A 23,271-nucleotide genomic window follows, 5' to 3' on the forward strand; every position below is an offset into this window, starting at 1 on the left:
CCGTTACGACTGACGGGGCGGCCTGCCGGCGGGCGTCGCCGGGGTGCGCGGCCGGGACTGGGTCAGGGCCGCGCCCGCCAGGACGATGACCGCGCCGACCGGCGTCGACCAGCTCAGGGACTCGCCGAGCAGCGCGACTCCCGCAGCGGTGGCGATGACCGGCACGAAGTACGTGACCATCTGGGCGGTGGTGGGGCCGACCTCGCCGACCAGGGCGTACTGGAGCAGGAAGGCGAGCCCGGTGCAGAGGGCGCCGAGGGCTACGATGGCGAGCAGGGGTACGACGGGGAAGTGCGTCGGCAGGGACGTGAACACCGGTGTCACCACGGCCAGTTCGGCGGTCGCGATCAGCAGCTGGCCGCCGGAGAGGGAGAGGTTCGAGTGCCCGGAGCCGGCCAGCGTGCGCCGGACGTAGATCCAGCCGACCGGGTAGCTGACCGAGGCGAGCAGCGCCAGCGCCGTGCCGCGGAGATCCAGGCCGCTGAATCCCTGCCACGCGCCGAGCACCGTCAGCACCCCGATGAAGCCAAGGCTGAGGCCCGCGACCCGGCGGCGGGTCGGCCGGTCCTCGGAGAGCGCCACCAGGGAGAGGGTCATGCCCCACAGGGGCGAGGCCGCGTTGCAGATGCCGGCGACCGTCGAGGGGATCGTGAGCTCGGCGAACGCGAACAGCGAGAACGGCAGGGCGTTGAGCAGGAGGCCCGCCATCGCCAGATGCAGCCAGGTGCGCACGCCGCGCGGCAGCCGCTCCCGCTTCACCACGAGCACCGCGGCGATGACGGCCGTGCCGAACACCAGCCGCCCCAGAGTGACCTGGAAGGGCGCGTACGCCTCGGTGCCCACCTTGATCAGCAGGAAGCTGAAGCCCCAGATCAGGGCAAGGAAGCCGAAACGGATCCGCCAGTCAAGCGCGGGACGTCCACCGCGACCGGCCGGCGGGGCGACCGATGGGTCCGCCGACGACGCGGCCGGGGTGCCCCTCGGCGTCGGTGACGTGGCGGAAGTGGCGGCTGATCGGGACGGAGGGGTCACGGTGCTCATGTCCCCCACATTGACCCCGGCAACCTCTTAGCACAAGCGAGATTTCGTGCGCGGTATCGCGTAGCATCGCTTACATGTTGAACCTGGAGCGCCTGCGTACGCTCGACGCCCTCGCCCGGCACGGCTCGGTCAGCGCGGCCGCCGCGGGCCTGCACGTCACGACGTCGGCGGTCTCACAGCAGATGGCGAAGCTGGAGCGCGAGGTGGGCCAGCAACTGCTCACCAAGAACGGCAGGGGGGTCCGGCTGACCGACGCCGGCCGGCTGCTCGCCGAGCACGCCGCGCGGATCCTCTCGCAGGTCGAGCTGGCCCAGGCGGACCTGGAGGAGCAGCGCGGCAAGGCCGTCGGCGAGCTGCACGTCTCCGCGTTCCCCACCGCCATGCGGGGCCTGATGCCGGCCACACTCTCCGCGCTCCGCACCGACCACCCCGAACTGCGCGTGCGCTGCCACGAGATGGAGCCGGCGTCGGCCGTCTCCGCCGTCATCCGCGGCGACATCGACATGGCCGTCGTCCTCGACTGGTACAACAAACCGCTGCCGGTCCCGGAAGGCCTGGTCAAGACGCATCTCGTCGACGACCCCGCCGATGTCGCGATGCCCTCGGCGCATCCGCTCGCCGACCGCGTCGAAGTGGACCTCGAGGAGTTCGCGGACGACGAGTGGATCACCTGGGGCGAGGGCGAGTTCTGCCACGAGTGGCTGATGTTCACGCTGCGCGGCAAGGGCATCGAGCCGCGCGTCGCCCACCGCGCCCAGGAGCGCCACACCCAGCTGGCGCTGGTCGCGGCCGGCCTCGGGATCTGCGTGGCCCCGCGGCTCGGCCGCACCCCGACGCCGGAGGGCGTGCGGACCGTACCGGTGCGCAACCGGGTGCGGCGCCATGTGTACGTGGTGTGGCGGGCGGACGCGGACCGCCGCCCGTCGATCAGGGCGGCGGCGCAGGCCATGCGGGCGGCGGGGGCGGGACTGCGGTAGGAACCCGGCCCGGCTCCGGGTGGGGGCCCAGTCCGGCTTCGGCGGGGGTTCAGCCCGTGGCCGGCTTCTCGCCGGCGCCCAGCTTCGTGAAGTCCCAGGAGGCCACGGCGTCCGGAGTCAGCCGCACCCACGCGTGGCGGCCGTCGTGCGGCAAGGCGTCGACGCCGAAGTTCTTCCGGAAGAACAGCCGCTCGGGAACGTCGAGTTCGGGGCACGGCTCGCCCGTGCGGGGCACCTCGCCCACGACCTCCACCGTCCCCGAGAGCTCCACGCCCCGCAGCTCCCCGTACGTCTCGCCGGCGTCGACCACCACGGCGATCCGCGGGTCCTTGCGCAGGTCGGACCAGCGCTTGCTGCGGACGATCGAGTACAGCCACATCGAGGTGCCGTCCCAGACGAACCAGAGCGTGCTGGCGTGCGGGGCGCCGTCCGAGGAGACGGTCGCCACCCGGCACGTGCGTTGCGCGGTGAGGAAAGCGTCGAGCTCGTCCGGCGTCATCATGATCCTGCGGCCCCGGCGCTGGGTGACGGCCATGTGTGGTCCTCCCGAGTGGTGGTCCGGCCGCACGTTGCGCCGCGCGGCCGCCCCGGCATTTCTGACTGGACGTCAGAAGCCGTGCGTCAGCAAAGGATGCGGGCTCTTCCCTCGTGACGCAATGGCCGTTAACCTCGCCCGGATTCCGGGCCCCCGAAGGCGCGAGCCCGCCCGCCGCCACCGGCGTCCCGGCCGCCCGCGACGAAGGGGTGCCATGCCCTCGTACGAACAGCTCAGGGAGCTCCTCGACCCCGGCACCACCGTCCTGCTGACCGTTGAGTGCCAGCAGGGTGTCGTCGGCACGGAGAGCGCGCTGCCCGAACTCGCCGAGCAGGCCCGGACGTCGGGCGCGCTCGCCCGCGTCGCTCGGCTGGTCGCCGCCGCCCATCTGAGCGGCGTCCAGGTCCTGCACGCCGTCGCCGAACGGCGCCCGGACGGGCGCGGCGCCAACCGCAACGCCCGGCTCTTCCGCGCCGCCGAGCGGCTGCCCGTGCAGCAGCTCTCCGGCTCCGCGGCCGTGCGGATCGCACCGCCGATCGAGGTCGCCGACGAGGACTTCGTCGTACGCCGCCTGCACGGCCTGTCACCCGTCGCGGGCACCGACGTGGACCCCCTGCTGCGCAACCTCGGCTGCCGCACCCTGCTGGTCACCGGCGTCTCGGCCAATGTCGCGATACCCAACGCCGTCTTCGACGCCGTGAACCTCGGGTACACCGCCGTCGTGCCTGCCGACGCCATCGCCGGGGTCCCCGCCGACTACACCGCGGCGATGGTGCGCAACACCCTCGCGCTCGTCGCCACCGTCACCACCACCGAGGAGGTGCTCGGCGTCTGGAAGCGGCCGGGCCGTGCCGGTTAGGCGAGTTTGATGGAGCCCCCCGTCACGGTGATCTCGGCCGCGGGCAGCGGCTTGGGGGCCGGCCCGTCCTGCACGCTGCCGTCGGCGACGGCGAACTTGCTGCCGTGACAAGGGCAGTTGATGGTCCCGTCCGCCACGCCCGAGACCGGACACCCCTTGTGGGTGCACCGGTTGGAGAACGCCTTGAACTCGCCCTCGCGGGGCTGGGTGACCACCACTCCCGCGTCCTTGAAGATCTTTCCGCCGCCCACCGGGATGTCCGACGTCCTGGCCAGCACGGTCCCGCCCCCGGCCTTGTCGCCGTCCGGCGCCTGCGCGCCCGCCGGTTCGGAGGAGTCCTTGTCGTCACCGGAGCCGCAGGCGGTGAGGGCGGCGGCGAATCCGGCGGCGCCGAGGGTGGCCACGACGGTGCGGCGGCAGGGCCCGGCGGCGGTCTCTTCGTAAGTCGTCATGACCGGGGGTACGCGGCCGCGGCCCGCGGTGTTCACCCGTTCAAGGATTTACCCGCCGGTGAGCGGCCGCGCCCCGGCCGGCGGCGGGCGCCGCGAGCGGCGGGGCAGGTGATCGACGAGGGCACGACCGGCAGTAATCTGGGGCGATGCTCAGCGAAGTCACCGCGGTCCGCTACGTCACGCCCCTGCGGGAGGGCGGATCACTGCCCGGGGTCGTCGAGGCCGACGACGACGGGACGTACGGCACGTACGTCATCAAGTTCAGCGGCGCGGGACAGGGGCGCAAGACGCTCGTCGCCGAGGTGATCTGCGGTGAGCTCGCCCGCGCGCTCGGCCTGCGGGTGCCGCGCCTGGTGGGCATCCGGCTCGATCCGGCCCTCGGCCTCGGCGAGCCAGACGAGCGGGTGCAGGCGCTGCTGAAGTCGAGCGGCGGCCTCAACCTCGGCATGGAGTTCCTCTCCGGCGCCCTCGGCTTCGACCCGCTCGCCTATGACGTCGACCCGGCCGAGGCGGGCCGCATCGTCTGGTTCGACGCACTGATCAATAACGTGGACCGGTCCTGGCGCAACCCCAACCTGCTCCGCGTGCGCGGCGACCTCTGGCTCATCGACCACGGCGCCACCATGATCTGGCACCACAACTGGCGCACCGCCGCGACCGCGGCCGCCAAGAGGTACGACGCCTCCGACCACGTCCTCGCCCCCTACGGCCCCGACGTGGCGGCGGCCGCCGCCCGGCTCGCCCCGCTCGTCACCGAGGAGCTGCTCACCGAGGCCGTGGCCGCGGTGCCCGCCGAGTGGCTGGCGGACGAGCCCGGCTTCGACGGCGTCGACGACGTGCGTCGCGCGTACGTGGCGACGCTGCTCCCGCGCGCCGCGACCATCCACGAACGGATCGCGCTGGGCGAGCCGCGACAGAAAGGTGCCCTCACGTGACCGAGCGGGACGTCTTCGAGTACGCGCTGGTGCGCGTCGTGCCGCGGGTGGAGCGGGGCGAGCGGTTCAACGCGGGCGTGGTGCTCTACTGCCGCGGCAAGTCCTTCGTGGCCGCCCGCACCCACCTGGACGAGGCCAAGCTCCTCGCCCTGGACCCGGCCGCCGACGTGCCCGGCATCAGGGCCGCGCTCGGCGCCGTCGAGCGGATCTGCGAGGGCGGGGCTGCCGCCGGCCAGGCCGGGGACGACGACGCGGGGCGGCGGTTCCGGTGGCTGATCGCGCCGCGCTCCACGGTCATCCAGCCGGGCCCGGTCCACACCGGTCTGACGGCGGATCCCGGGGCCGAGGTGGACCGCCTCCTCGCCCAGCTGGTGAGGTGAAGCGCCGCCCGGCCGCGTCACACCTCACGGCGGGCCGTTGACACCCGGTGCCAGGGCTTCTAGCGTCTCGTCCTGCTGAAGGTACTAAGCGGTCGCTCACCGACGGGGCGTACCGTAGAGCCGCATCCCAAGGGCGAGGAGAACCAGCATGTCCACCACTGAGCAGCGCGTGGCTGTCGTGACCGGCGCAGCGCGAGGCATCGGCGCGGCGACCGCCGTACGGCTCGCGGCCGAGGGCCGCGCCGTGGCCGTCATCGACCTCGACGAGGCCGCCTGCAAGGACACCGTCGCGCAGATCACCGCGGCCGGCGGCAAGGCGATCGCCGTCGGCTGCGACGTCTCCGACGAGGCCCAGGTCGAGGCGGCCGTCGCCCGCATCGCCGAGGAGCTCGGCGCGCCGACGATCCTCGTCAACAACGCCGGGGTGCTCCGCGACAACCTCCTGTTCAAGATGAGCGCGAGCGACTGGGACACGGTCATGAACGTGCACCTGCGCGGCGCCTTCCTGATGTCCAAGGCCTGCCAGAAGCACATGGTGGACGCCAAGTTCGGCCGCATCGTGAACCTCTCCTCGTCCTCCGCGCTCGGCAACCGCGGCCAGGTCAACTACGCCGCCGCCAAGGCCGGCCTGCAGGGCTTCACCAAGACCCTCGCCAAGGAGCTCGGCAAGTTCGGCGTCACCGCCAACTCCGTCGCCCCGGGCTTCATCGTCACCGAGATGACGAAGGCCACCGCGGAGCGCGTCGGCATGGGCTTCGAGGACTTCCAGGCCGCCGCCGCCACCCAGATCCCGGTGCAGCGCGTCGGCCGCCCCGAGGACATCGCCAACGCCATCGCCTTCTTCACGGGCGACGCGGCGGGCTTCGTCTCCGGGCAGGTCATGTACGTCGCCGGCGGCCCGCTCAACTGACCCGGAAAGCTGGAAGGCGTAGATCATGGCTGTGCAGGACAGTGGGAAGGTCGCGCTCGTCACGGGCGCGAGCCGCGGCATCGGATACGGCATAGCCGAGGCGCTCGTCGCCCGCGGCGACCGCGTCTGCATCACCGGCCGCAACGAGGACGCCCTCAAGGAGGCCGTCGAGAAGCTCGGCTCGGAGCGGGTCATCGGCGTCGCGGGCAAGGCCCACGACGAGACGCACCAGGCCGTCGCCGTCGAGCGCACGATGGAGGCGTTCGGCCGGGTCGACTTCCTGATCAACAACGCGGGCACGAACCCGGTCTTCGGCCCGATGGCCGAGCTCGACCTCAACGTCGCCCGCAAGGTGTACGAGACCAACGTCATCTCGGCGCTCGGCTTCGCCCAGCAGACCTGGAAGGCCTGGCAGAGCGCGAACGGCGGCGCGATCGTGAACATCGCCTCCATCGCCGGCGTCTCCGCCTCGCCCTTCATCGGGGCGTACGGGATGAGCAAGGCCGCCATGGTCAACCTCACCCTTCAGCTGGCGCACGAGTTCGCGCCGAAGGTGCGCGTGAACGCCATCGCGCCCGCGGTCGTCAAGACCAAGTTCGCCCAGGCGCTGTACGAGGGCCGCGAGGAGGAGGCGGCCGCCTCCTACCCGCTCGGCCGGCTCGGCGTGCCGCAGGACATCGGAGGCGCCGCCGCCTTTCTCACCTCCGGCCAGTCCGACTGGATCACGGGACAGACACTCGTGGTCGATGGCGGCATCTTCCTCAATGCGGGCGTCGGCTGACGAAGGCCGCGTACCCGTCGAGTGTGCCGCTTTCACTGACGTACACCTACATCAAGTGCCCTGTCGGCGTCCGGAGTTGGCGCGGCAGGGCACTGCGATATTGTCTCCCGATTCCATGGCATGGCCGATCGAGGAGCGTGCGCGTGTTCAGTGAAGTTCCCCCAGCCAAGCGGACCAGAGGTCTGCGACCGGTGGCGGCGATCGCGTCCATATCGCTGCTCGCCGGTTGCGGGGTGCTGTCCTCCGAGGGGTCGGACGACGAGGAGCAGATCACCGTCGGCACGATGAGCGCGCCGAGCACCCTGGACCCGGCGAAGGCCTGGGACAGCTCCTGGGAGCTGTACAGGAACGTCTTCCAGACGCTGCTCAGCTTCCCGTCGGGCGCGACCGAGCCCGAGCCGGACGCGGCGAAGTCCTGCGGGTTCAGCGACGCGTCAAGCACCGTCTTCACCTGCGAGCTGCGCGAGGGGCTGACCTTCTCGGACGGCGACAAACTGGACGCGGCGGCCGTGAAGTACTCCTTCGACCGCATCCGGAGGATCGCGGCGAAGGGCGGCCCGACGGGTCTCCTCGGCTCGCTCGACGAGGTCCGGACGAAGGGGGAGACGACCGTCGTCTTCCGGCTCAAGAAGGCGGACGCCACCTTCCCGTTCGTGCTGGCGACCCCCGCGATGTCGATCGTCGACCCGTCCGAGTACCCGGCGGACAAGCTCCGCGAGGGCAACGCGATCACCGGCTCCGGGCCGTACACCCTGGCCTCGTACACCGCCAACGAGAAGGCCGAACTGGTCAAGAACGACAAGTACGAGGGCGCGGCCGACATCAAGAACGACGCCGTCACCATCCGTTACTTCAAGAAGTCCTCGGCCATGGTCGACGCCCTCAAGAACAAGCAGATCGACGTCACCTTCCGCGGCCTCGGCTCCGAGGACATCGTCGAGATGCAGGGCAGGGGCAGGCGCGAGCAGGACATCGAGCTCGTCGAGGGCTCGGGCACCGAGATCCGCTACCTGGTCTTCAACACCAAGGACCCGTGGGCGCGGAAGCTGCCGGTCAGGCAGGCCTTCGCGCAGATCGTCGACCGCGGGGCGATCGCCCACAAGATCTACAAGGACACCGTCGAGCCGCTGTACTCGATGGTCCCCAGGGGGCTCACGGGCCACGCCACCGGCTTCTTCGACGACTACGGCAACCCCAGCGCCGCCAAGGCCAGGAAGATCCTCACCGACGCCGGCATCACCCGGCCCGTGCCGCTCACGCTCTGGTACACCACCGACCGGTACGGCTCGGCGACCGCGCCGGAGTTCGCCGAGCTCAAGCGGCAGCTGGAGAGCTCGGGCCTCTTCGAGATCACGCTCAAGAGCCGCCCGTGGAACGAGTTCCAGGAGGGCTACAGCAACGGCGAGTACCCCGTCTTCGGACGCGGCTGGTTCCCGGACTTCCCGGACGCGGACAACTTCATCGCGCCGTTCGTCGGCCGCGAGAACGTCCTCAACACCCCCTACCCGTCCAAGGAGATCACCGAGCAGGTGCTGCCCCGCGAGCGCAGGGAGGCGGACCGGGGCGCCGTGATCGACCAGTTCGAGCGGGCCCAGGAGATCCTCGTCAAGGACGTCAGGCTGCTGCCGCTCTGGCAGGGCAAGCAGTACATCCTCTCCAGCGAGGAGATCGCGGGCGGCGAACGCGCCCTCGACCCGTCGGCGATCATGATGATGTGGGAGCTGCAGCGCAAGACCAGCTGGTAGCCCGGTCCTGCAGCGGGCGGCCGGGCCGATTGTCGGTGCACGCCGGTAGGTTCTGGGGTGAGAAGTGATCGCACACCGGAGGTTGTTGACGTGACCGACATCGCCATGCTGCCCGCGTCCTGGCGCGGAGTCCTCGGCGAGGAGCTGCAGAAGCCCTACTTCAAGGAGCTCACCGAGTTCGTCGAGGAGGAGCGGGCGAAGGGCCCTGTCTACCCTCCGCGTGAGGAGGTCTTCGCCGCCCTCGACGCGACGCCGTACGACCGGGTGAAGGTCCTGGTCCTCGGCCAGGACCCCTACCACGGAGCGGGCCAGGGCCACGGGCTCTGCTTCTCCGTGCGCCCGGGAGTGAAGACGCCGCCCTCCCTGCGGAACATCTACAAGGAGATGAAGGAGGAGCTCGGCCACCCCGTGCCGGACAACGGCTATCTGATGCCGTGGGCCCAGCAGGGCGTCCTCCTGCTCAACGCGGTGCTCACGGTCCGCGCCGGCGAGGCCAACTCCCACAAGGGCAAGGGCTGGGAGAAGTTCACGGACGCGGTGATCCGGGCCGTGGCCGACCGCCCCGACCCCGCCGTCTTCGTGCTCTGGGGCAACTACGCCCAGAAGAAGCTTCCGCTCATCGACACGGAGCGGCACGTCGTGGTGAAGGGCGCGCACCCCTCGCCGCTCTCCGCGAAGAAGTTCTTCGGCTCGCGCCCCTTCACGCAGATCAACGAGGCCGTCGCGGCGCAGGGCCACGAGGCGATCGACTGGCGGATCCCCGACCTCGGCTGACGTCAGCCCCCGACCGCGTACTCCAGGGTGTACGGGGTGGTGGGCCGGCCGCCCCGAGCGGTGAACGAACCGCGGCCGGTGAGCCCGGCCAGCTCACCGGAGGCCGAGCCGGGCAGCACGGTGAAGGAGCACGCGATGCTCCCGTCGGCTCCGAAGGAGCCGCGCTGCTCGACGACGAACGAGCCGGTGCGGCCGTCGAGCCTGCCCTCGATGAACTCGTGACCGACGAAGGTGCCGACGGTCTCGCTGGTGTACGTGAGGGTGTACTCGCAGGAGGTGCCCGTCGCCTCGATGACGCCGGAGTAGTCGTTGGTGACGGCGGCGTGTGCGATGCGCGCGCCGCCGTCGGCACCGGCGACGGGGCTCTCGTCCCAGTGGACGAAGGTGAAGGTGCCGGTGCCGGTGGTGGCGCCGGTGCTGGTGGTTTGTACGGGCATGGGTCTCCTCGGTGGTGGCAGTGGTGGCAGTGGTGGTGGCGTTCTGTGGTGATGTCCCCCTTGAGAGAGACTCTGTCAGCCGTACCTGACACCTTCTGTCAGGTACTGCGGGAGACTTGAGCGCATGCGCGCCGACCGGCTCCTCGCCCTCCTCCTGCTCCTCCAGAACCGCGGACGCATGACCGCGCCCGAACTCGCCGGGGAACTCGAGGTGTCGGTCCGCACCGTCTACCGGGACGCCGAGGCGCTCGCCGCCTCCGGAGTGCCGGTGTACGCCGAGCGCGGCCCGGCCGGCGGCTTCCGCCTCCTCGACGGCTACCGCACCCGGCTGACGGGGCTCACCGACGACGAGGCCGACTCGCTCGCCCTCGCCGGTATGCCGGAGGCCGCCGCCGACCTCGGCCTGGGCGCCGAACTGGCCACCGCGCAACTGAAGTTGGCGGCCGCTCTGCCCGCCGGACTCGGTGAGCGCTCCCGCCGCATCCAGGAGCGCTTCCACCTCGACGCGGCTGCCTGGTTCCGCACCGCCGAGCCCGCCCCGCTGCTCGCCGTGGTCGCGGACGCCGTGTGGCGCCGGCGGGTGCTGCGGGTCCACTACCGGCGCTGGGGCGGCGAAGTCAGGCGTGAGCTGCACGCCTTGGGGCTGGTCCTCAAGGCGGGCAACTGGTACCTGGTGGCGGCGGTCGACGGCACGCCGCGCACGTACCGGGTGTCGCGGATCCTGGGGGCGACCGTGGCCCGGGAGCTCTGCGAAAGGCCGGACGGCTTCGATCTCGCGGCGTACTGGGAGGCGGCGTCGCGTGCCCTGGAGTCCCGCGTGCTGGAGGGCGCCGCGCGGCTGAGGCTGTCCCCGGCGGGGCGGCGACTGCTGCCGGCGCTCTTCGGGGCGGCGGGGGAGCGGGCCGTGGCGGGCGCGGGCCCCGTGGACGAGGACGGCTGGGCCGAGGTCGACCTCGACGTGGAGACGCTACAGGTCGCCGTCAGCGACATCCTCCGGCTCGGCGTCGAGGCGGAGGTGCTCGGACCGCCCGAACTCCGCGCCGCTGTGGTGCGGACCGTCACCGGGCTGGCCCAGCGCTACGCGTGAGCGGCCCGCGTCCGAACGTGCCTGACCGTGATTGTCGGTGGTGGCCGCTAGCGTCGTCGGAGATGGGGGCGAAGGCCGTACGACCACGGAGGACCCGGTGACGGAGCAGCAGGAGCAGACGGCGGAGGACGGGATGATGACGCGGATCGGACAGGCGGTCATGCTGCATCACGGCGGCGACCGCGAGGAGGCGCAGGACCGCTTCCTCGGCCTGTGGGGGGAGATCGGCGAGGACGGCGACCCGCTGCACCGCTGCACGCTCGCGCACTACATGGCGGACACCCAGGTGGACCCCTCCGACGAACTGGCGTGGGATCTGCGGGCGTTGTCGGCGGCGGACGAGCTCACGGATGAGCGGCTGAACGCCCACCACCAGTCGCTCGCGGTCCGCGGCTTCTACCCCTCCCTGCACCTCAATCTCGCCGCGGACTACGTGAAGCTCGGCCGCCCGGAAGCGGCGCGCAGCCACCTGCGCCGGGCCCGCGGCGCGGTCGGCGCGCTGGAGGACGACGGCTACGGCAACGGCATCAAGGAGGCCATCGCGAGGCTGGAGCGCGAGGTGGGGGAGGGCAGCGAGGAGGAGTAGAGCGCGAGGCGAGGTCGGGGGCTGTCGGCCTGAGTGTCGTTGCGCTCCACCCCACAGGAGACCTCAACGCCCGTACGTCTGGCGGCAGATGACGGCCTGGGGGCTGTCCGGACGCCAGTTGCCGTACGCCTCGCCGAGCGCGCACACGTCCGCGCCCGATGCGGCGGGGGCCGTGCTCGGCGCGGGGCGGGTGGCCCCCGCGTCGGGTCGTGCCGCCGGGGGCCTGCGAACCGGTGCCGGTGCCGCGGACCGTACCGCGGATCCTGGCGCCGGGCCGTCAGCGGCGGCGGGCGGCGGGGCTGACGCCCCGGTCCCGGTCCCGGCCCGTGTGTCGGGTTTCCGGGAGGCGGTGCGCCGGGGCGGGCCCATGCTCTCCAGTGCCTCACGGGCGGGGGCCTGCACGACCTGCGGCCGGCTCCTCGCGTCGGCGCGGGGCGCGGAAGGTCCCTGGGTGGCCGCGGCGGGCCCGGAGCCCGCGGGCCGCTCCACGCTCACGCACCCGGAGACGGCGGCCGAGACGGCCACGGAGACGAGGAGCGCGGCGGCGGTGGTCGGTCGATGCACCCGCACAACTCTGCTGCGCCCCGCCCCCGTTGACACGGCAAGCGGCCGAGGTTGCCCCGCACGGATGACGGTCCCTGCTCAAGAATCGTTTCGAAGCCGGCGCCGGGGGTTCAATCCGCGCCGGGGTTCAGTCCAGCTCCAGCACGCCCACCGTCTGGTCTCCGCTGGTCTCGCCGGTCGGCCGGAAGCCGAGTGCCCGGTAGAAGCCGGCGGGGCCGTCCGGCCCGGGATGCCAGGTGGTGGTCAGGCGCGTGCCGCCCCGGCGTCGGATCTCGGCGGCTACGGAATCCACCGCGAAGCGCCCGTAACCCCGGCCCTGCTTCCCGTCCGCGATGTTGAGGCGCCACAGTCCGGAGCGGAAATCGGTGCCTCTGCCGGTCCAGTCGACGCCGAAGAAGGCCATGAGGAATCCGACGGCCTCGCCGTCATCGCGGATGAGACGGGTCCAGGCGACGCCGGGGTGGACGTATGCCTCGGCGAGTGACTTCACCACGGGTGCCACGAGGTGTTCCTGGTCGGGGCGGACCCTCAGGTTGATCGCGGTCTCGAAGTTGTCGGGGGTGATCTCTTGCAGGTGCGGCGAACTGGGCATGTCGGCACTCTAAGCAGGTGGCGCAAGTGCTTTTCGAAGCGTGTCGCCCATGGGGCGGGTGGCGCGGGGTCGGGGCTCAGTCGTCCAGCATTCCGCACAGTACTTCCCCCACGCTCCTCTGGATCTCCTCCCGTGTCGGCGTCGTCGCGTGGTACGACCCGGCGACGCACGAGAACATCAGGCCGTCGCACCACGCGATCAGGGAGAGCGTGTGGAGTTCGGGCGTGGGGGAGCCCGCCGCCCGGAGCAGGGCCTCAAGGGGTTCCCGGAACTGGGCGCCCGCCGCGTCGTAGTGGGCGCGCAGCTCCGGCCTGCGGGTGGCCTCCAGGGCCAACTCGTACCGCGATACGAGGAGTTGACGGTTCTCGCCGGTGAGGTAGCGGTGCAGGGCCAGGGCGAGGACCGCCGTGACCTGTTCCCGGCCGCCCGGCAGGTGCGGCATCTCGGCGGGGGACAGGATCTCCGCCTCGCGTTCGGCCTGCCGTCGTACGGCCGCCTCCAGGAGGGCGAGACGCGTGCGCGCGTGGTTGGAGGTGGAGCCCTGCGGCAGTCCCGCAGCCTCGTCGACGGCCCGGTGGGTGAGGCCGCGCATGCCGCGTTCGGCCAGCAGGGTGAGGGCGGCGTCGGCGATGAGTTCGGTGCGGGGGGCTCCCGCGCTGCGTACGGACATGCCGGAAACCCTACCCCCCGGACTACAGCTGTAGTAGGGTCGCCTCGTCGCTCACTACATGTGTAGTGCTGGTGGGGGTGGGCGGTGCGTACGCGGCGCCCGCGTGCGCGGTCCCGGAGGAGGAGCCATGAAGCAGCAGCCTCGCGCGGTCGTCATCGGCGGCGGAATCGGCGGTCTCACCGCCGCCCTGGGTCTGCACGAGTCCGGTTGGAATGTGACGGTCCTCGAGCGAGCCGCCTCCATGGAGTCCGTCGGCGCCGGCATCGGCCTGGCTCCCAACGGCCAGCGCGCCCTGGACGTCCTGGGCCTCGGGGACCGGGTGCGGTCCCTCGCCGCCTGGCAGGGCGAAGGCGGAATGCGCGCCCGGAACGGCCGCTGGCTGGTGCGCATGCGGGCGAGCGAGGCCGAGGCGGCGCACGGCGGCGCACTGGTGATGCTGCACCGCGCGACCCTGGTCGAACTGCTGGTCTCCGCACTGCCCGAGGGCGTGCTGCGCACCGGCAGCAGAGCCAGGCTCGCCGACCCGGGCGACCCGGGTGACGAGGGCCGCCGCGCGGTCGTGGTCACGGACGGCGGAGACATCGAGGCGGACCTCGTCGTGGGCGCCGACGGCATCGACTCCGCGACGCGGAAGGCCCTCTTCCCCGGGCACCCGCAGCCCGAGTACGCCGGATTCACCGCCTGGCGGTTCGTCATCCCGGCCCCCGACGAGCCCTTCACGCCGCACGAGACCTGGGGGCGGGGCGGCGTGTGGGGCTCGCACCCGCTCAAGGACGGCAGGGTGTACGCGTACTGCACCGCCCGCCTGCCCCAGGGCGGCAGCGCGCCCGACGACGAGAAGGCCGAACTCCGGCGCCGGTTCCACGACTGGCACGACCCGATCCCCCGGCTGATCGCCGCCGCCAGGGCCGAGGGCATCCTGCGCAACGACGTCCGCCACCTGACCACCCCCCTCGCCCGTCACCACCGCGGCCGCGTCGCACTCGTCGGAGACGCGGCGCACGCCATGACGCCGAGCCTCGGGCAGGGCGGCAACCAGGCGATCGAGGACGCCGTCGTCCTCGCCCACCACGTCGCGCCCGGCGGCGACCTCGGCGAGGGCCTCGCCGCCTACAGCGCGGCACGCGTGCCACGCACCACGGAGATCGTCCGGCGCGCCGCCCGTGCCGCCCGGGCCACGCACCTGACGAGCGGCCCGCTCATCGCCGTACGCGACACGCTCATCGCGACGGCGACGAAGGTCGCGCCGGGCTCCGTCCTTCGCAGCTTCTCCGCCATCACCGACTGGCGTCCCCCGCAGGCCCCGCGCGACGGCGGCGGCCGGCGTGAGGAAACCGCGGCGGCCGTGGGCCACGACGCCGTCCGGCGGCCGGATGACAGCGGATGACGGGAGATGACGGGAGATGACGGCGGATCACGGAGGGACGAGGGGGGGACGAGCCGGCGGGCAGCGGCGCCGCCCGTCCGGGCACGCGGCTCTGCCCGGTGGGCTCCTGACGGGCTCCGCGGGAACTCCTAGCGTCGTTGTGTGAGCCTTTGGACTTCCCTGGAACCAGCCTCCGCGACCGTCGACCCCGGCAGCAGCACCACGGTGCAGCTGCGGGTGCGCAACACCGGTGACATCGTCGACGAGTACCGATTCGACCCCGTGGGCGGACTCGCCCCATGGGCCACGGTGGAGCCATCGGTCCTGCGGCTCTATCCCGGGACGACCGGCACGGTGGAGCTGACGTTCGCGCCGCCGCGCACGCCCGACGCGGTGGCGGGCCCGAGCCCGTACGCGGTGCGGATCACTCCGGCGGAACAGCGGACCGCCGTCGTCGTCCCCGAGGGGACCCTCACCGTCACCCCCTTCACCGAGGTGCGCGCCGAACTGGTGCCGCCGACGGTGAAGGGATGGTTCAGGGGACGTCCGCAGCTGGCCGTGGACAACCTGGGCAACACCAGGATCACCGCCTCGCTCAGCGGCGGTGACACCGGCGACCGGCTCTCGTACGACCTCCAGCCGGGCACCATCCAGGTCGAGCCGGGCCGCGCCGCGTTCGTGAAGGCGACGCTGCGGCCTCGGCAGATCACCTGGTTCGGGTCCAAACAGGAACAGCCCTACGCGCTGGCCGTACGGCGCTCCGGCAGCGAACCGGTGACCGTGGACGGCACCTTCGTGCAGCGCGGCGTGCTGCCGGGTTGGCTGACCGCCGCCGTCGGGCTGCTCCTCGCGCTGACCATCGCGTTCGTGACGATCTGGCTGGCCAACAAGCCGCAGATGCAGACACAGGCGCGGGAGAAGCCGCAACAGTCCGGCAAGATCGCGCCGGACAGCCAGCCCCCCGCGCCGAGCAAGACGGCGCCCGCACCCGAGAAACCGGACGAGGCACCAGTGAAGCCCGACGACGGCGGCGCGGAGAAGCCGGAGGACGACGGCGGAGGCGGGGGTGGAGGCGGCGGCGAGGAGGAGAAGCCCGAGGAGAGGACGGCGGCCGACGCGGTGCGCGAACTCGCCGAGAGCAGCGAGGGCCGCCACATCTGCTACCGCGCCTTCGTCGAGGGCGACGGCTGGCAGGACGCCGTGTGCGACGGGGCCGAGGCCGGCACGGCGGGCGACGGCGCCCCCATCAAGTCGCTCAACATCGCGGTGACCGACACCCACGGCGTCACCGGCACCGGTGCCTTCGTGGGCGAGGGGTGGCGCGAGGGGATCCCCTGGTCGAACGCGGACGACACCGAGGACATGTACTTCGGCAGTACCGAGGAGGCCGACCCCGCCCTGGAGGGGTACACCTACAAGGTCTTCGACGGGGCCGTGTGCAGTGACGCCTATGTGCAGGACAGGGAGTGGCTGGGCGAGGTGTGCACCGACCCGGGGGAGTGGAAGTACCACGGCAGCCCGATGGAGTTGAACCTGCCGCTCAAGGCCGTCCGCTTCACTGTGTGACGACGCCCGCTCTGGTTCCGGCTGCGGTTGTACCAGTTCCACGGCGGTGGCCAGGTCGAAGCCGTCGGCGGCCGGACCAGGGGGGCGTGCGTGGACCACCCGCCCGCCCGCCGAGGCGCGCCTCGCGCAGCAACTCTGGTACGTGGTCCGCGGTGCCGGAGAAGCACAGGGCTTCCAGCCCCGCCGCGGGGGTACGGCGGGCATCGGCCGCAGCCGGCCCAGGAGTGCGGCATCCGGGGTGTCGTCGCCGAGGGTGTGCGCGGAGACCCAGTCGGGAACGCGCAACGATCGGGTGAGGAGCGGCCGTTCGGGCTCCTCGACGGTCAGCAGTCCGAGGGCGCGCCGCACAGGCCGAGCGCGAGCCCCACGGTGGCGGGGCGGCGGCCGACGTCGTCGTTGAGGTAGCCGTACAGCGGCTCGAAGGTGCGGTCGAGATCGGGGGCGAGCGCGATGAGCAGGATCGCCGTGTCCAGCTCGGTCAGGCGCAGCCGGGCGCCGGTCCGGGCCAGCCGGTCGTCGGGGTCACACCGGTCGCGGAACCACGGTCCGCAATGCCTCACCGCTCGCACCCGTCCCACCGTCCCCCCCCGCCCGCCGATGACGCACCGTTTCCCCGGACAGGTACAGGCCGCCCAGCGGGTCGTTGGCGGTCGGGTGGGAGGAAGCGGCTTGGCCCGGCGGCCGCCACGGACGAGGCGCTCACGACCGCTGAGGCGCTCATGACCGTCGCTCAGGGCGGTGGTCGGCCGACTGCTCACGGGCGGCGCGAGCCGCCGCCACCTGGCCGGGAGTGTGCCCGCGCTCCTCCGACCGTGGCGTGGTCGCGTCGACGCCGCCCACCCGGACCGTCGCCCCCTCGGTGACCGGCGGCCCCGCGTCGTAGTCGGGGTACGCCGGAAACGGCACCGTCACGGTGACGTCGAGGGACGGTTTGAGCTCGCCGCCCAGCGCGGACCAGACGTCGGCGAGTGAGCGGGCCTCCGACTGGTTCCCGGCCACCGTCACCAGCACCGAAAGGCCGAGGCGCCGGAGGGACTCCGGCAGTTCCCCGGCGGGCAGCAGCTCGTGCGGCAGCAGTGTCGCCAGTACGGCGGAGAGCAGCCGGTGTTCGTCCTGCGGAGTCTTCGTCCAGGCCGTCACCAGGTAGGCGAGCCGGAACCAGCGCGGGGGACGGCGGCGGCGTACGACGATGTTCCGCTCGTCGCGCAGCCCGGTGTGGCCGCGCTGCCGCAGCGTCACGTCCTCCCGGATGTCATAGAGGTAGGCGTTGACCACGGGTGCGTTGCGCCGGGCCGCCCAGTCGCGGGTGGGCACGTCGAAGGAGACGTCGACGCCGGAGCCGGTCAGTGCCCCACCGCCGATGAGGTTCTTGAGGACGTCGTCCACCTCGTGGATCACTCTCGCGCTCCCACCTGCCGTTCGTCCCGCCGCGATCGCGGCCGTGCCACCGATCGTGCTCCGCGCACCGTCCGGGGGCGCAGGGGCGGCGGGGACGAGGGCCGGGCAGCGCGCTCTGCCTCAAGGGGCCGCCGCCGGGGCCGTCCGGCCGGGGGGCGCTCAGATGTAGCCCTCGCGCAGGGCGTAAGCCACCACGTGCGCCCGGTTGCGCAGGTGCAGGCGCGTGGTGAGGCCGTGCATCACGTTCTTGACGGTGCGTTCGGAGTACGACAGTTTCGTGGCGATCTCCGCGGTGTCGAACCCCTCGGCCACAAGCCGGACCACGTCCATCTCCCGCTTGGTGAAGCTGAGGAAGAGCCCCGGCTGCTCCTCGCCGCCCCGGTGCAGCCGCCGCACCTGGCCGATGAGCTGGCCCAGCAGGTCGGCGGGCAGATCGCCGCCGCCCTTCGCGGCGGTCAGCACCGCCTGCAGCAGGCGCTGGGCGGTCGCCTCGCGGCGCCAGACGATGGCACCGATCCCGCACTCGATGACGTCAAGGAGCTCGTGCTCGCGGACCGTACCCGCGACGAGCACGGCGCGGGCGCCCTCGCTGCGCACCGTCCGCCGCAGCCGGGTGAGCGCGGCCTCGTCCAGCTGGTCCTCGACGATCAGGGCCACGGTGGCGGGGCCGGGCTCCCCGCAGAGTTCGATCTCCGGGTGGCGGCGGAGCTGACTGAGGACACCCTCGCGACTGATCGGATCGGGCGCGGTGACGGCGACCCGCACCCGGTGCGTCTTCGGTACGTAAGGTGCCGGCGCCGGTGCCGGTCCTGCGGACGTCACTGGCGCCGCGGGAATCATGCGCGTCGCGGACGTCGCAGGCGCCACGGGGGCGGTGAGCAAACTGGACAAGCGATCTTCCCCTGGTCTCGGACTCTGGTCTCGGACTCTGGTCTCGGGTTCTGACGACGTAGGGCTCAGGAACAGGACTTGTAGAAGTGCTTCCAGCCGTCGCCCGGCATGGCCGGCGGCTCGGCAGGGGTGCCCGATTCGCCGTACTTCGCCTGGTGATCCTGGTTGTACTTGCCCGGGCCGCTGCCCGGCTTCGTCAGCCGGACGCTCCGCTCCCACACGCCGTCGCCGGCATTGCTGAGCGCCGCGAGGTCCGGGTAGGCGTCGTGGCCGTAGTCGGCGATCCGCAGCTCCTTGACCTCACTGGCGTCGCCGATGTCGAGGTGGCGGGTGTGGGCCGAGGCGAGGTTCGAGCGCTTGAGGGGGCCCGGGCGGTAGTCGGCGACGCGTGCGGTCGCGGGGTCGTCCACACCGGACGGCGTGACGAGGTTGACGACCAGGTCCAGGGTGCCGTCGTTCCGGAAGTCGGCCACCGCGGCGGTCGCGACCTCGCCCCGCTTCACGCCGGCCGGCTTGCCGACGCTCTGCTTGGAGCCGAACGTGCCGTTCGCGGCGCCCCACTGGACGGTCATCTTGGTGCCCGTGAGCCCCGGGTTCGTGATCTTGTCCGGGTTGCCGTCGCCGTCGAGGTCGCCGAGCAGCGTCGTGGCATCGGCCAGACAGGGACCGGCCACCCGGGCGGCCGCCGCGGAGTCTCCCGTGTCCTTCGACTCCGCCGACCCGGCCGCGCTGGCCTGGTATCCGGCGACCGTCAGGGTCAGGGCGACCGCCGCGACCGGGGCGGCGATGAGACGTGAGCGCTTGCGAAGCATGTACGAACTCCCGATGTCGTTGCTGTTGAGCCGTGCCGGACCACCGGGGTGTCCGCCACGCCCCACGCGGGGGCGTTGTCGCTGTGGGGCGTGGCGGTGTGCCCGATGAGCACGGACCGAGCTTGTGGGCCGACCCGTCCCGATGGCCAGGAACGCCGGGCAGTTGGGGACACTGGAACGCAGAAATAGGCGCTGACCTGGGAAAACATCGTCCGCCTGGAATGCGGGACTGGGACGCCCGACGTCCGCCCGCCCACCGGGACGGGGCCCGGAACGCACCGCCGACAGCTGTACCGAGGGCGCGCCGAAAGGACCCGGACGGCTGCACCGACGGCCGTACCGGGCGCCCGTGCGGCCCGGCGGTTCGGGCATGGCAGAGTTCCGGCAAGAGACACGCGGGACGAGGCAGAGCTCTGCCCCCACATGAATGATGAGGTCAAAGCGGTGGACACCAGCGCAAACCCCAGCGCCAACCGAGCCCTGAAGATCGGCTGCATCGGACTCGGCGACATCGCGCAGAAGGCGTACCTGCCCGTGCTCACCACCCGGCCAGGGGTCGAGCTGCATCTGCAGACCCGCACGCCCGCCACGCTCGCCCGGGTCGCGGCCACCCACCACATCCCGGAATCCCGCTGCCACACGGACCTTGACGCGCTGCTCGCGCAGGGGCTCGACGCCGCCTTCGTGCACGCGCCGACCGCCGTACACCCGGAGATCGTCACCCGGCTCCTCGAAGCGGGCGTACCCACCTACGTCGACAAGCCCATAGCGTACGAACTCGCCGAATCCGAGCGCCTGGTGAACCTCGCCGAGGAACGGGGCGTCAGCCTCGCCGTCGGCTTCAACCGCCGGCACGCGCCCGGCTACGCCCAGTGTGCCGAGCACCCGCGCGAGCTGATCCTCCTGCAGAAGAACCGCGTCGGGCTGGCCGAGGACCCCCGCACGCTGGTGCTCGACGACTTCATCCACGTCGTCGACACGCTGCGCTTCCTGGTGCCGGGGCCGATCGACCACGTCGGCGTGCGCGCCCGCACCGTCGACGGCCTCATGGAACACGTCGTCCTGCAGCTCGCCGGCGACGGATTCACCGCGATCGGCATGATGAACCGGCTCAGCGGCTCCACCGAGGAGATCCTGGAGGTCTCCGGCCAGGACTCCAAGCGGCAGGTGATCAACCTCGCCGAGGTCGTCGACCACAAGGGCCAGCCCACCCTGCGGCGGCGCGGGGACTGGGTGCCGGTGGCCCGGCAGCGCGGCATCGAGCAGGTGGTGCTCGGCTTCCTCGACGCCGTCCGCGCCGGCGAGGTCCTCAGCGCCCGGGACGCACTGGCAACTCACGAACTGTGCGAACGCGTGGTCCTGGCCGCGCGGGAGCAGGCCGCCTGAGGCTCCGTACGCCGTCGGTCGCGCCCAGCACCAGCAGGACGACGACCGCGGCACGGACGACCCAGTCGCCCCACCGGACGTACAGCGTCGTACCCGTGGCGAGCGGCACCTCGTAGACCGCCGCGGCACTCGCCGACGTGCCGAGCGGGGCGCCTACGCGGGAGCCGTCCGGTGCGTGGACCGCGGAGACGCCGGTGAGCGTGGCGTGCACCATCGGCCGGCCCGTCTCGGCGGCCCGCACCGCCGCGAGCGAGGCGTGCTGCCGGGGCGCCCAGCTGGACTGGAACGACGAGGTGGACGACTGCGCGAGCAGCACCTGCGCGCCGTCACGGGTGAGCTGCCGGCTCATGTCGGGGAACGCCGACTCGAAGCAGACCAGCGGGCCGATCCGCAGGCCGCGCCCGGCGTCCATCACGACCTGCCGGTCACCGCGCCTGCGGTCCTCGCCCGCGGCCTTGCCGACGGAGGTCGCCCAGCCGAGCAGGGAGCGCGCCGGCACGTACTCCCCGAAGGGCACGAGCCGCATCTTGTCGTAGCGGTCGCCGGTCGGGCCGTCCGGTCCGACCAGGACGGAACTCTTGAAGATGCCGGGCCGGTCGGAGCGGCGCGCGTCGACGTTGACCAGGATGTCCGCGCCGACGTCGCGGGAGAGCGCGGCGATCCGGCGGGCGACGTCGGGCCGGTCGGCGAGGTCGAAGCCGACGCTGCTCTCGCCCCAGACGACGAGGTCGAGGTCCCGCCCGGCCAGCTCGCGGGTCAGCTCCTCCTCGCGGGCCAGCCGCTTCTCGGCGCCCGTGACGCCGTCGATGACACCCGGTTGGACGACGGCGATGTGGACGCGTCCGGCGGGCTCGGGGCGCGGCGCCCACGCCCAGGCGGTCGCCGTCGCGGCGACGACGGCAAGAAGACCGGCGACGGCGGGGACGACTGCCGCGCTGGGGGCGCCTCCGGTGGTCGGTAGCACTGGGGTGAGTGGGGAGACTGGGGCGATGGGGGTGGCTGGGGTGACGGGGGTGCCCGAGGAGCGTGGGCCTGTGAGCGTCGGTGCCGTGCGCACGGGTATTCGGGAGGTACGAGACTTCTCCACCCGCACGGCGACGACCAGGAGCGCGACCGCCGTGTTCACGACCACGACCAAGACGCTGACCAGCCACACGCCGCCCACCGAGGCGAGCCGCAGCGCGGGCGCCACCTGCCACTGGCTGGAGCCGAGCACCCCCCACGGGCCGCCCAACCCCTCCCACGACCTGACCAGTTCGACCATGAGCCAGCCGGCGGGCAGCGCCGCGAGGGCGGCCGCGGCGCGCCCGGGCGTCGGCGTCCCACCGAGGCAGCGCCGGACCAGCCAGCCCCAGGGCGCCCACAACAGCCCGAGCAGCGCGGCGATGACGACCGTGAAGACGTGCAGACTCGGCAGCAGCCAGTGGTGCACGGCCACCATGAAGCCGAGGCCGCCGAGCCAGCCGTCGAGCGCGGCCCGACGGGCCGTCGGGGCCGACGCGGCGAGCAGCATCCAGGGCACCAGGGCGACGTACGCGAACCACCAGAGCGACGGCGCGGGAAACGCCAGGGCGGGCAGGGCCCCGGCCGCCACGGCGATGCCGCCCCGCCATCGGCGGGACGCGAGCATCCGGACGGCGTGCCGCCTGTGCCGCTCCCACCGGTCGTCGCCCAACAGATCCATGCAACGCCTCCCTCGGTCCCCGACGCCCGGGTGAACCTCCAGTGTGCGCGCCCCGGACGATCTAGGACAGTGGACGGCCAAGAGGGCCAGGGCGGCCGGTGACTCGGGAGTGGGAGCCTCGGGAAGGCCCCGAGGGGGAAGGCCCTGAGAGGGAGGAGGCCCGAGAGAGGGTCACGTCCCGGCGGCCTGCTCGCGCCGCTGCCGTCCGAGGGCCGTCTGGCGCCACTTCTCCGTGACGACCACCTGGCGCAACCGCCAGCCGCTGTGCATCCGCACGAGTACGAAGACGTAGCGGCCGCCGCAGACGAAATCCGGCGCGGTCGGCGGGCTCGACGCGGACGAGGAGGGCGACGCGGATGTGGATGCGTCGGGCGTACCCGGCGACGACGTGGGTTGCTCGGCGAATCGCATGGGGTTCACGTAGTCGGCCTGCACGCGCGCGGTGTCGCCGATGTCCTGCTCCAGCGCTCCGAGCTCCAGCCGGCGGTTGGTGATCAGATGCTGGCGCATGGGGAACATCCGCATGGTCTCCGCCAGCCATGCGCCGATCTCGTCGGCCCCTCCCTCGATGCCGCCCGCGGAGCGGTAGTCGGCGCGCCCGCCGGGGGCGAACAGCTCTCGGTAGGCGTCCCAATCGCCGTCGTCGACCGTGACCGCGTATTCGGTGATGAGGGCGTCGATGGCCAACCGGTCCATCACGGCGGCGAGTTCCACACGCTGCGTCATCGGCTCAGTGTTGGGCACGGGAGGTGCCGCGCCAAGGGGCGTGCAGGGAGGAAGAGTTGGCGTGACCGCGAGCGCGCGGCTGATCAGGTCATGGATGAGGAACTCACCGGGCGAACG

General features: G+C 72.4%; 25 protein-coding genes and 1 pseudogene. 13 read left to right on the forward strand and 13 right to left on the reverse strand.

Features of this window, described 5'->3' with window-relative positions; translation table 11 throughout:
* Positions 1-3 precede the first annotated feature (3 nt).
* Complete coding sequence (locus tag ACZ7DY_RS14645; RefSeq protein WP_471134675.1) at positions 4-1,041, reverse strand: DMT family transporter; 1,038 nt, start codon at positions 1,039-1,041, stop codon at positions 4-6.
* A 74-nt stretch (positions 1,042-1,115) separates the two neighbouring features.
* Between ACZ7DY_RS14645 and ACZ7DY_RS14650 the strand changes: the two genes are divergently transcribed.
* The gene (locus tag ACZ7DY_RS14650) at positions 1,116-2,018 is read left to right on the forward strand and encodes a LysR family transcriptional regulator (RefSeq protein WP_471134677.1); all 903 of its coding nucleotides are present in this window, start codon (positions 1,116-1,118) and stop codon (positions 2,016-2,018) included.
* Between the two features lie 49 nt (positions 2,019-2,067).
* On the opposite strand, the gene ACZ7DY_RS14655 is transcribed toward ACZ7DY_RS14650, so the two are convergent.
* Positions 2,068-2,553 (reverse strand): pyridoxamine 5'-phosphate oxidase family protein, encoded by a 486-nt coding sequence (locus tag ACZ7DY_RS14655; protein WP_471134680.1) that lies wholly within the window; start codon positions 2,551-2,553, stop codon positions 2,068-2,070.
* A 214-nt stretch (positions 2,554-2,767) separates the two neighbouring features.
* Between ACZ7DY_RS14655 and ACZ7DY_RS14660 the strand changes: the two genes are divergently transcribed.
* Complete coding sequence (locus ACZ7DY_RS14660; RefSeq protein ID WP_471134682.1) at positions 2,768-3,412, forward strand: isochorismatase family protein; 645 nt, start codon at positions 2,768-2,770, stop codon at positions 3,410-3,412.
* Here ACZ7DY_RS14660 and ACZ7DY_RS14665 read toward each other — a convergent pair.
* Positions 3,409-3,864: a Rieske (2Fe-2S) protein gene (locus ACZ7DY_RS14665; protein WP_471134685.1), complete on the reverse strand. Its 456-nt coding sequence runs from the start codon at positions 3,862-3,864 to the stop codon at positions 3,409-3,411. The two genes, ACZ7DY_RS14660 and ACZ7DY_RS14665, sit on opposite strands and share 4 nt — an antisense overlap.
* A 146-nt stretch (positions 3,865-4,010) precedes the next feature.
* On the opposite strand from ACZ7DY_RS14665, the gene ACZ7DY_RS14670 reads away from it, so the two are divergent.
* The 6 genes from ACZ7DY_RS14670 to ung all read left to right on the forward strand — a co-directional run bounded on the left by ACZ7DY_RS14670 (position 4,011) and on the right by ung (position 9,389).
* Positions 4,011-4,799, forward strand: a complete 789-nt coding sequence (locus tag ACZ7DY_RS14670) for a HipA family kinase (protein ID WP_471134687.1) — start codon at positions 4,011-4,013, stop codon at positions 4,797-4,799.
* The gene (locus tag ACZ7DY_RS14675; protein WP_471134690.1) at positions 4,796-5,179 is read left to right on the forward strand and encodes a DUF3037 domain-containing protein; all 384 of its coding nucleotides are present in this window, start codon (positions 4,796-4,798) and stop codon (positions 5,177-5,179) included. Before ACZ7DY_RS14670 ends, ACZ7DY_RS14675 begins: the two co-directional genes overlap by 4 nt.
* 148 nt (positions 5,180-5,327) lie before the next feature.
* Positions 5,328-6,089: a 3-oxoacyl-ACP reductase FabG gene (fabG, locus tag ACZ7DY_RS14680; RefSeq protein WP_150219895.1), complete on the forward strand. Its 762-nt coding sequence runs from the start codon at positions 5,328-5,330 to the stop codon at positions 6,087-6,089.
* A 25-nt stretch (positions 6,090-6,114) separates the two neighbouring features.
* Positions 6,115-6,870 (forward strand): SDR family oxidoreductase, encoded by a 756-nt coding sequence (locus tag ACZ7DY_RS14685; protein ID WP_471134693.1) that lies wholly within the window; start codon positions 6,115-6,117, stop codon positions 6,868-6,870.
* A 137-nt stretch (positions 6,871-7,007) separates the two neighbouring features.
* Complete coding sequence (locus tag ACZ7DY_RS14690) at positions 7,008-8,615, forward strand: ABC transporter substrate-binding protein (protein WP_471134695.1); 1,608 nt, start codon at positions 7,008-7,010, stop codon at positions 8,613-8,615.
* Between the two features lie 90 nt (positions 8,616-8,705).
* Positions 8,706-9,389: a uracil-DNA glycosylase gene (ung, locus tag ACZ7DY_RS14695; RefSeq protein ID WP_471134697.1), complete on the forward strand. Its 684-nt coding sequence runs from the start codon at positions 8,706-8,708 to the stop codon at positions 9,387-9,389.
* Between the two features lie 2 nt (positions 9,390-9,391).
* Here ung and ACZ7DY_RS14700 read toward each other — a convergent pair whose 3' ends face one another.
* Positions 9,392-9,826, reverse strand: a complete 435-nt coding sequence (locus tag ACZ7DY_RS14700) for a DUF3224 domain-containing protein (RefSeq protein WP_471134699.1) — start codon at positions 9,824-9,826, stop codon at positions 9,392-9,394.
* Between the two features lie 124 nt (positions 9,827-9,950).
* On the opposite strand from ACZ7DY_RS14700, the gene ACZ7DY_RS14705 reads away from it, so the two are divergent.
* A complete protein-coding gene (locus ACZ7DY_RS14705) occupies positions 9,951-10,913 on the forward strand; it encodes a helix-turn-helix transcriptional regulator (protein WP_471134702.1) in 963 nt (320 codons plus the stop codon).
* 97 nt (positions 10,914-11,010) lie between these two features.
* Entirely contained in the window at positions 11,011-11,499 is a 489-nt protein-coding gene (locus tag ACZ7DY_RS14710; protein ID WP_471134705.1) for a hypothetical protein, read from the forward strand.
* Positions 11,500-11,562: 63 nt separating this feature from the next.
* Here ACZ7DY_RS14710 and ACZ7DY_RS14715 read toward each other — a convergent pair whose 3' ends face one another.
* The 3 genes from ACZ7DY_RS14715 to ACZ7DY_RS14725 form a co-directional block, all read right to left on the reverse strand.
* Positions 11,563-12,063 carry a hypothetical protein gene (locus ACZ7DY_RS14715; RefSeq protein ID WP_471134708.1) on the reverse strand — a complete coding sequence of 167 codons (501 nt, stop codon included), beginning with the start codon at positions 12,061-12,063 and terminating at the stop codon, positions 11,563-11,565.
* A gap of 127 nt (positions 12,064-12,190) precedes the next feature.
* Positions 12,191-12,655 carry a GNAT family N-acetyltransferase gene (locus ACZ7DY_RS14720; protein ID WP_471134711.1) on the reverse strand — a complete coding sequence of 155 codons (465 nt, stop codon included), beginning with the start codon at positions 12,653-12,655 and terminating at the stop codon, positions 12,191-12,193.
* 76 nt (positions 12,656-12,731) lie between these two features.
* Positions 12,732-13,325, reverse strand: a complete 594-nt coding sequence (locus ACZ7DY_RS14725; RefSeq protein ID WP_471134714.1) for a TetR/AcrR family transcriptional regulator — start codon at positions 13,323-13,325, stop codon at positions 12,732-12,734.
* A 127-nt stretch (positions 13,326-13,452) separates the two neighbouring features.
* Between ACZ7DY_RS14725 and ACZ7DY_RS14730 the strand changes: the two genes are divergently transcribed.
* Positions 13,453-14,712, forward strand: coding sequence for an FAD-dependent monooxygenase (locus ACZ7DY_RS14730; protein ID WP_471134717.1), 1,260 nt, complete (start codon positions 13,453-13,455; stop codon positions 14,710-14,712).
* 141 nt (positions 14,713-14,853) lie between these two features.
* Positions 14,854-16,257, forward strand: a complete 1,404-nt coding sequence (locus tag ACZ7DY_RS14735; RefSeq protein ID WP_471134719.1) for a hydrolase — start codon at positions 14,854-14,856, stop codon at positions 16,255-16,257.
* A gap of 12 nt (positions 16,258-16,269) precedes the next feature.
* On the opposite strand, the pseudogene ACZ7DY_RS14740 reads toward ACZ7DY_RS14735, so the two are convergent.
* The 4 genes and pseudogenes from ACZ7DY_RS14740 to ACZ7DY_RS14755 form a co-directional block, all read right to left on the reverse strand.
* Positions 16,270-16,923: pseudogene (locus ACZ7DY_RS14740) on the reverse strand (ATP-binding protein); the annotation flags it as partial.
* Positions 16,924-16,974: 51 nt separating this feature from the next.
* The gene (locus ACZ7DY_RS14745; RefSeq protein WP_471134722.1) at positions 16,975-17,655 is read right to left on the reverse strand and encodes a Pvc16 family protein; all 681 of its coding nucleotides are present in this window, start codon (positions 17,653-17,655) and stop codon (positions 16,975-16,977) included.
* Between the two features lie 159 nt (positions 17,656-17,814).
* Positions 17,815-18,537 carry a helix-turn-helix transcriptional regulator gene (locus ACZ7DY_RS14750; protein ID WP_471136641.1) on the reverse strand — a complete coding sequence of 241 codons (723 nt, stop codon included), beginning with the start codon at positions 18,535-18,537 and terminating at the stop codon, positions 17,815-17,817.
* Positions 18,538-18,611: 74 nt separating this feature from the next.
* Entirely contained in the window at positions 18,612-19,358 is a 747-nt protein-coding gene (locus tag ACZ7DY_RS14755; RefSeq protein ID WP_471134725.1) for an FG-GAP repeat domain-containing protein, read from the reverse strand.
* 480 nt (positions 19,359-19,838) lie between these two features.
* On the opposite strand from ACZ7DY_RS14755, the gene ACZ7DY_RS14760 reads away from it, so the two are divergent.
* Positions 19,839-20,744, forward strand: a complete 906-nt coding sequence (locus ACZ7DY_RS14760; RefSeq protein ID WP_471136642.1) for a Gfo/Idh/MocA family protein — start codon at positions 19,839-19,841, stop codon at positions 20,742-20,744.
* Here ACZ7DY_RS14760 and lnt read toward each other — a convergent pair.
* Together lnt and ACZ7DY_RS14770 are read right to left on the reverse strand one after the other, a co-directional pair.
* Positions 20,668-22,374: an apolipoprotein N-acyltransferase gene (gene lnt, locus ACZ7DY_RS14765; RefSeq protein ID WP_471136644.1), complete on the reverse strand. Its 1,707-nt coding sequence runs from the start codon at positions 22,372-22,374 to the stop codon at positions 20,668-20,670. The two genes, ACZ7DY_RS14760 and lnt, sit on opposite strands and share 77 nt — an antisense overlap.
* A gap of 225 nt (positions 22,375-22,599) precedes the next feature.
* Positions 22,600-23,154, reverse strand: a complete 555-nt coding sequence (locus tag ACZ7DY_RS14770) for a nuclear transport factor 2 family protein (RefSeq protein WP_471136646.1) — start codon at positions 23,152-23,154, stop codon at positions 22,600-22,602.
* Positions 23,155-23,271 lie beyond the last annotated feature (117 nt).

The sequence above is a fragment of the Streptomyces sp. NPDC037013 genome (assembly GCF_055607265.1).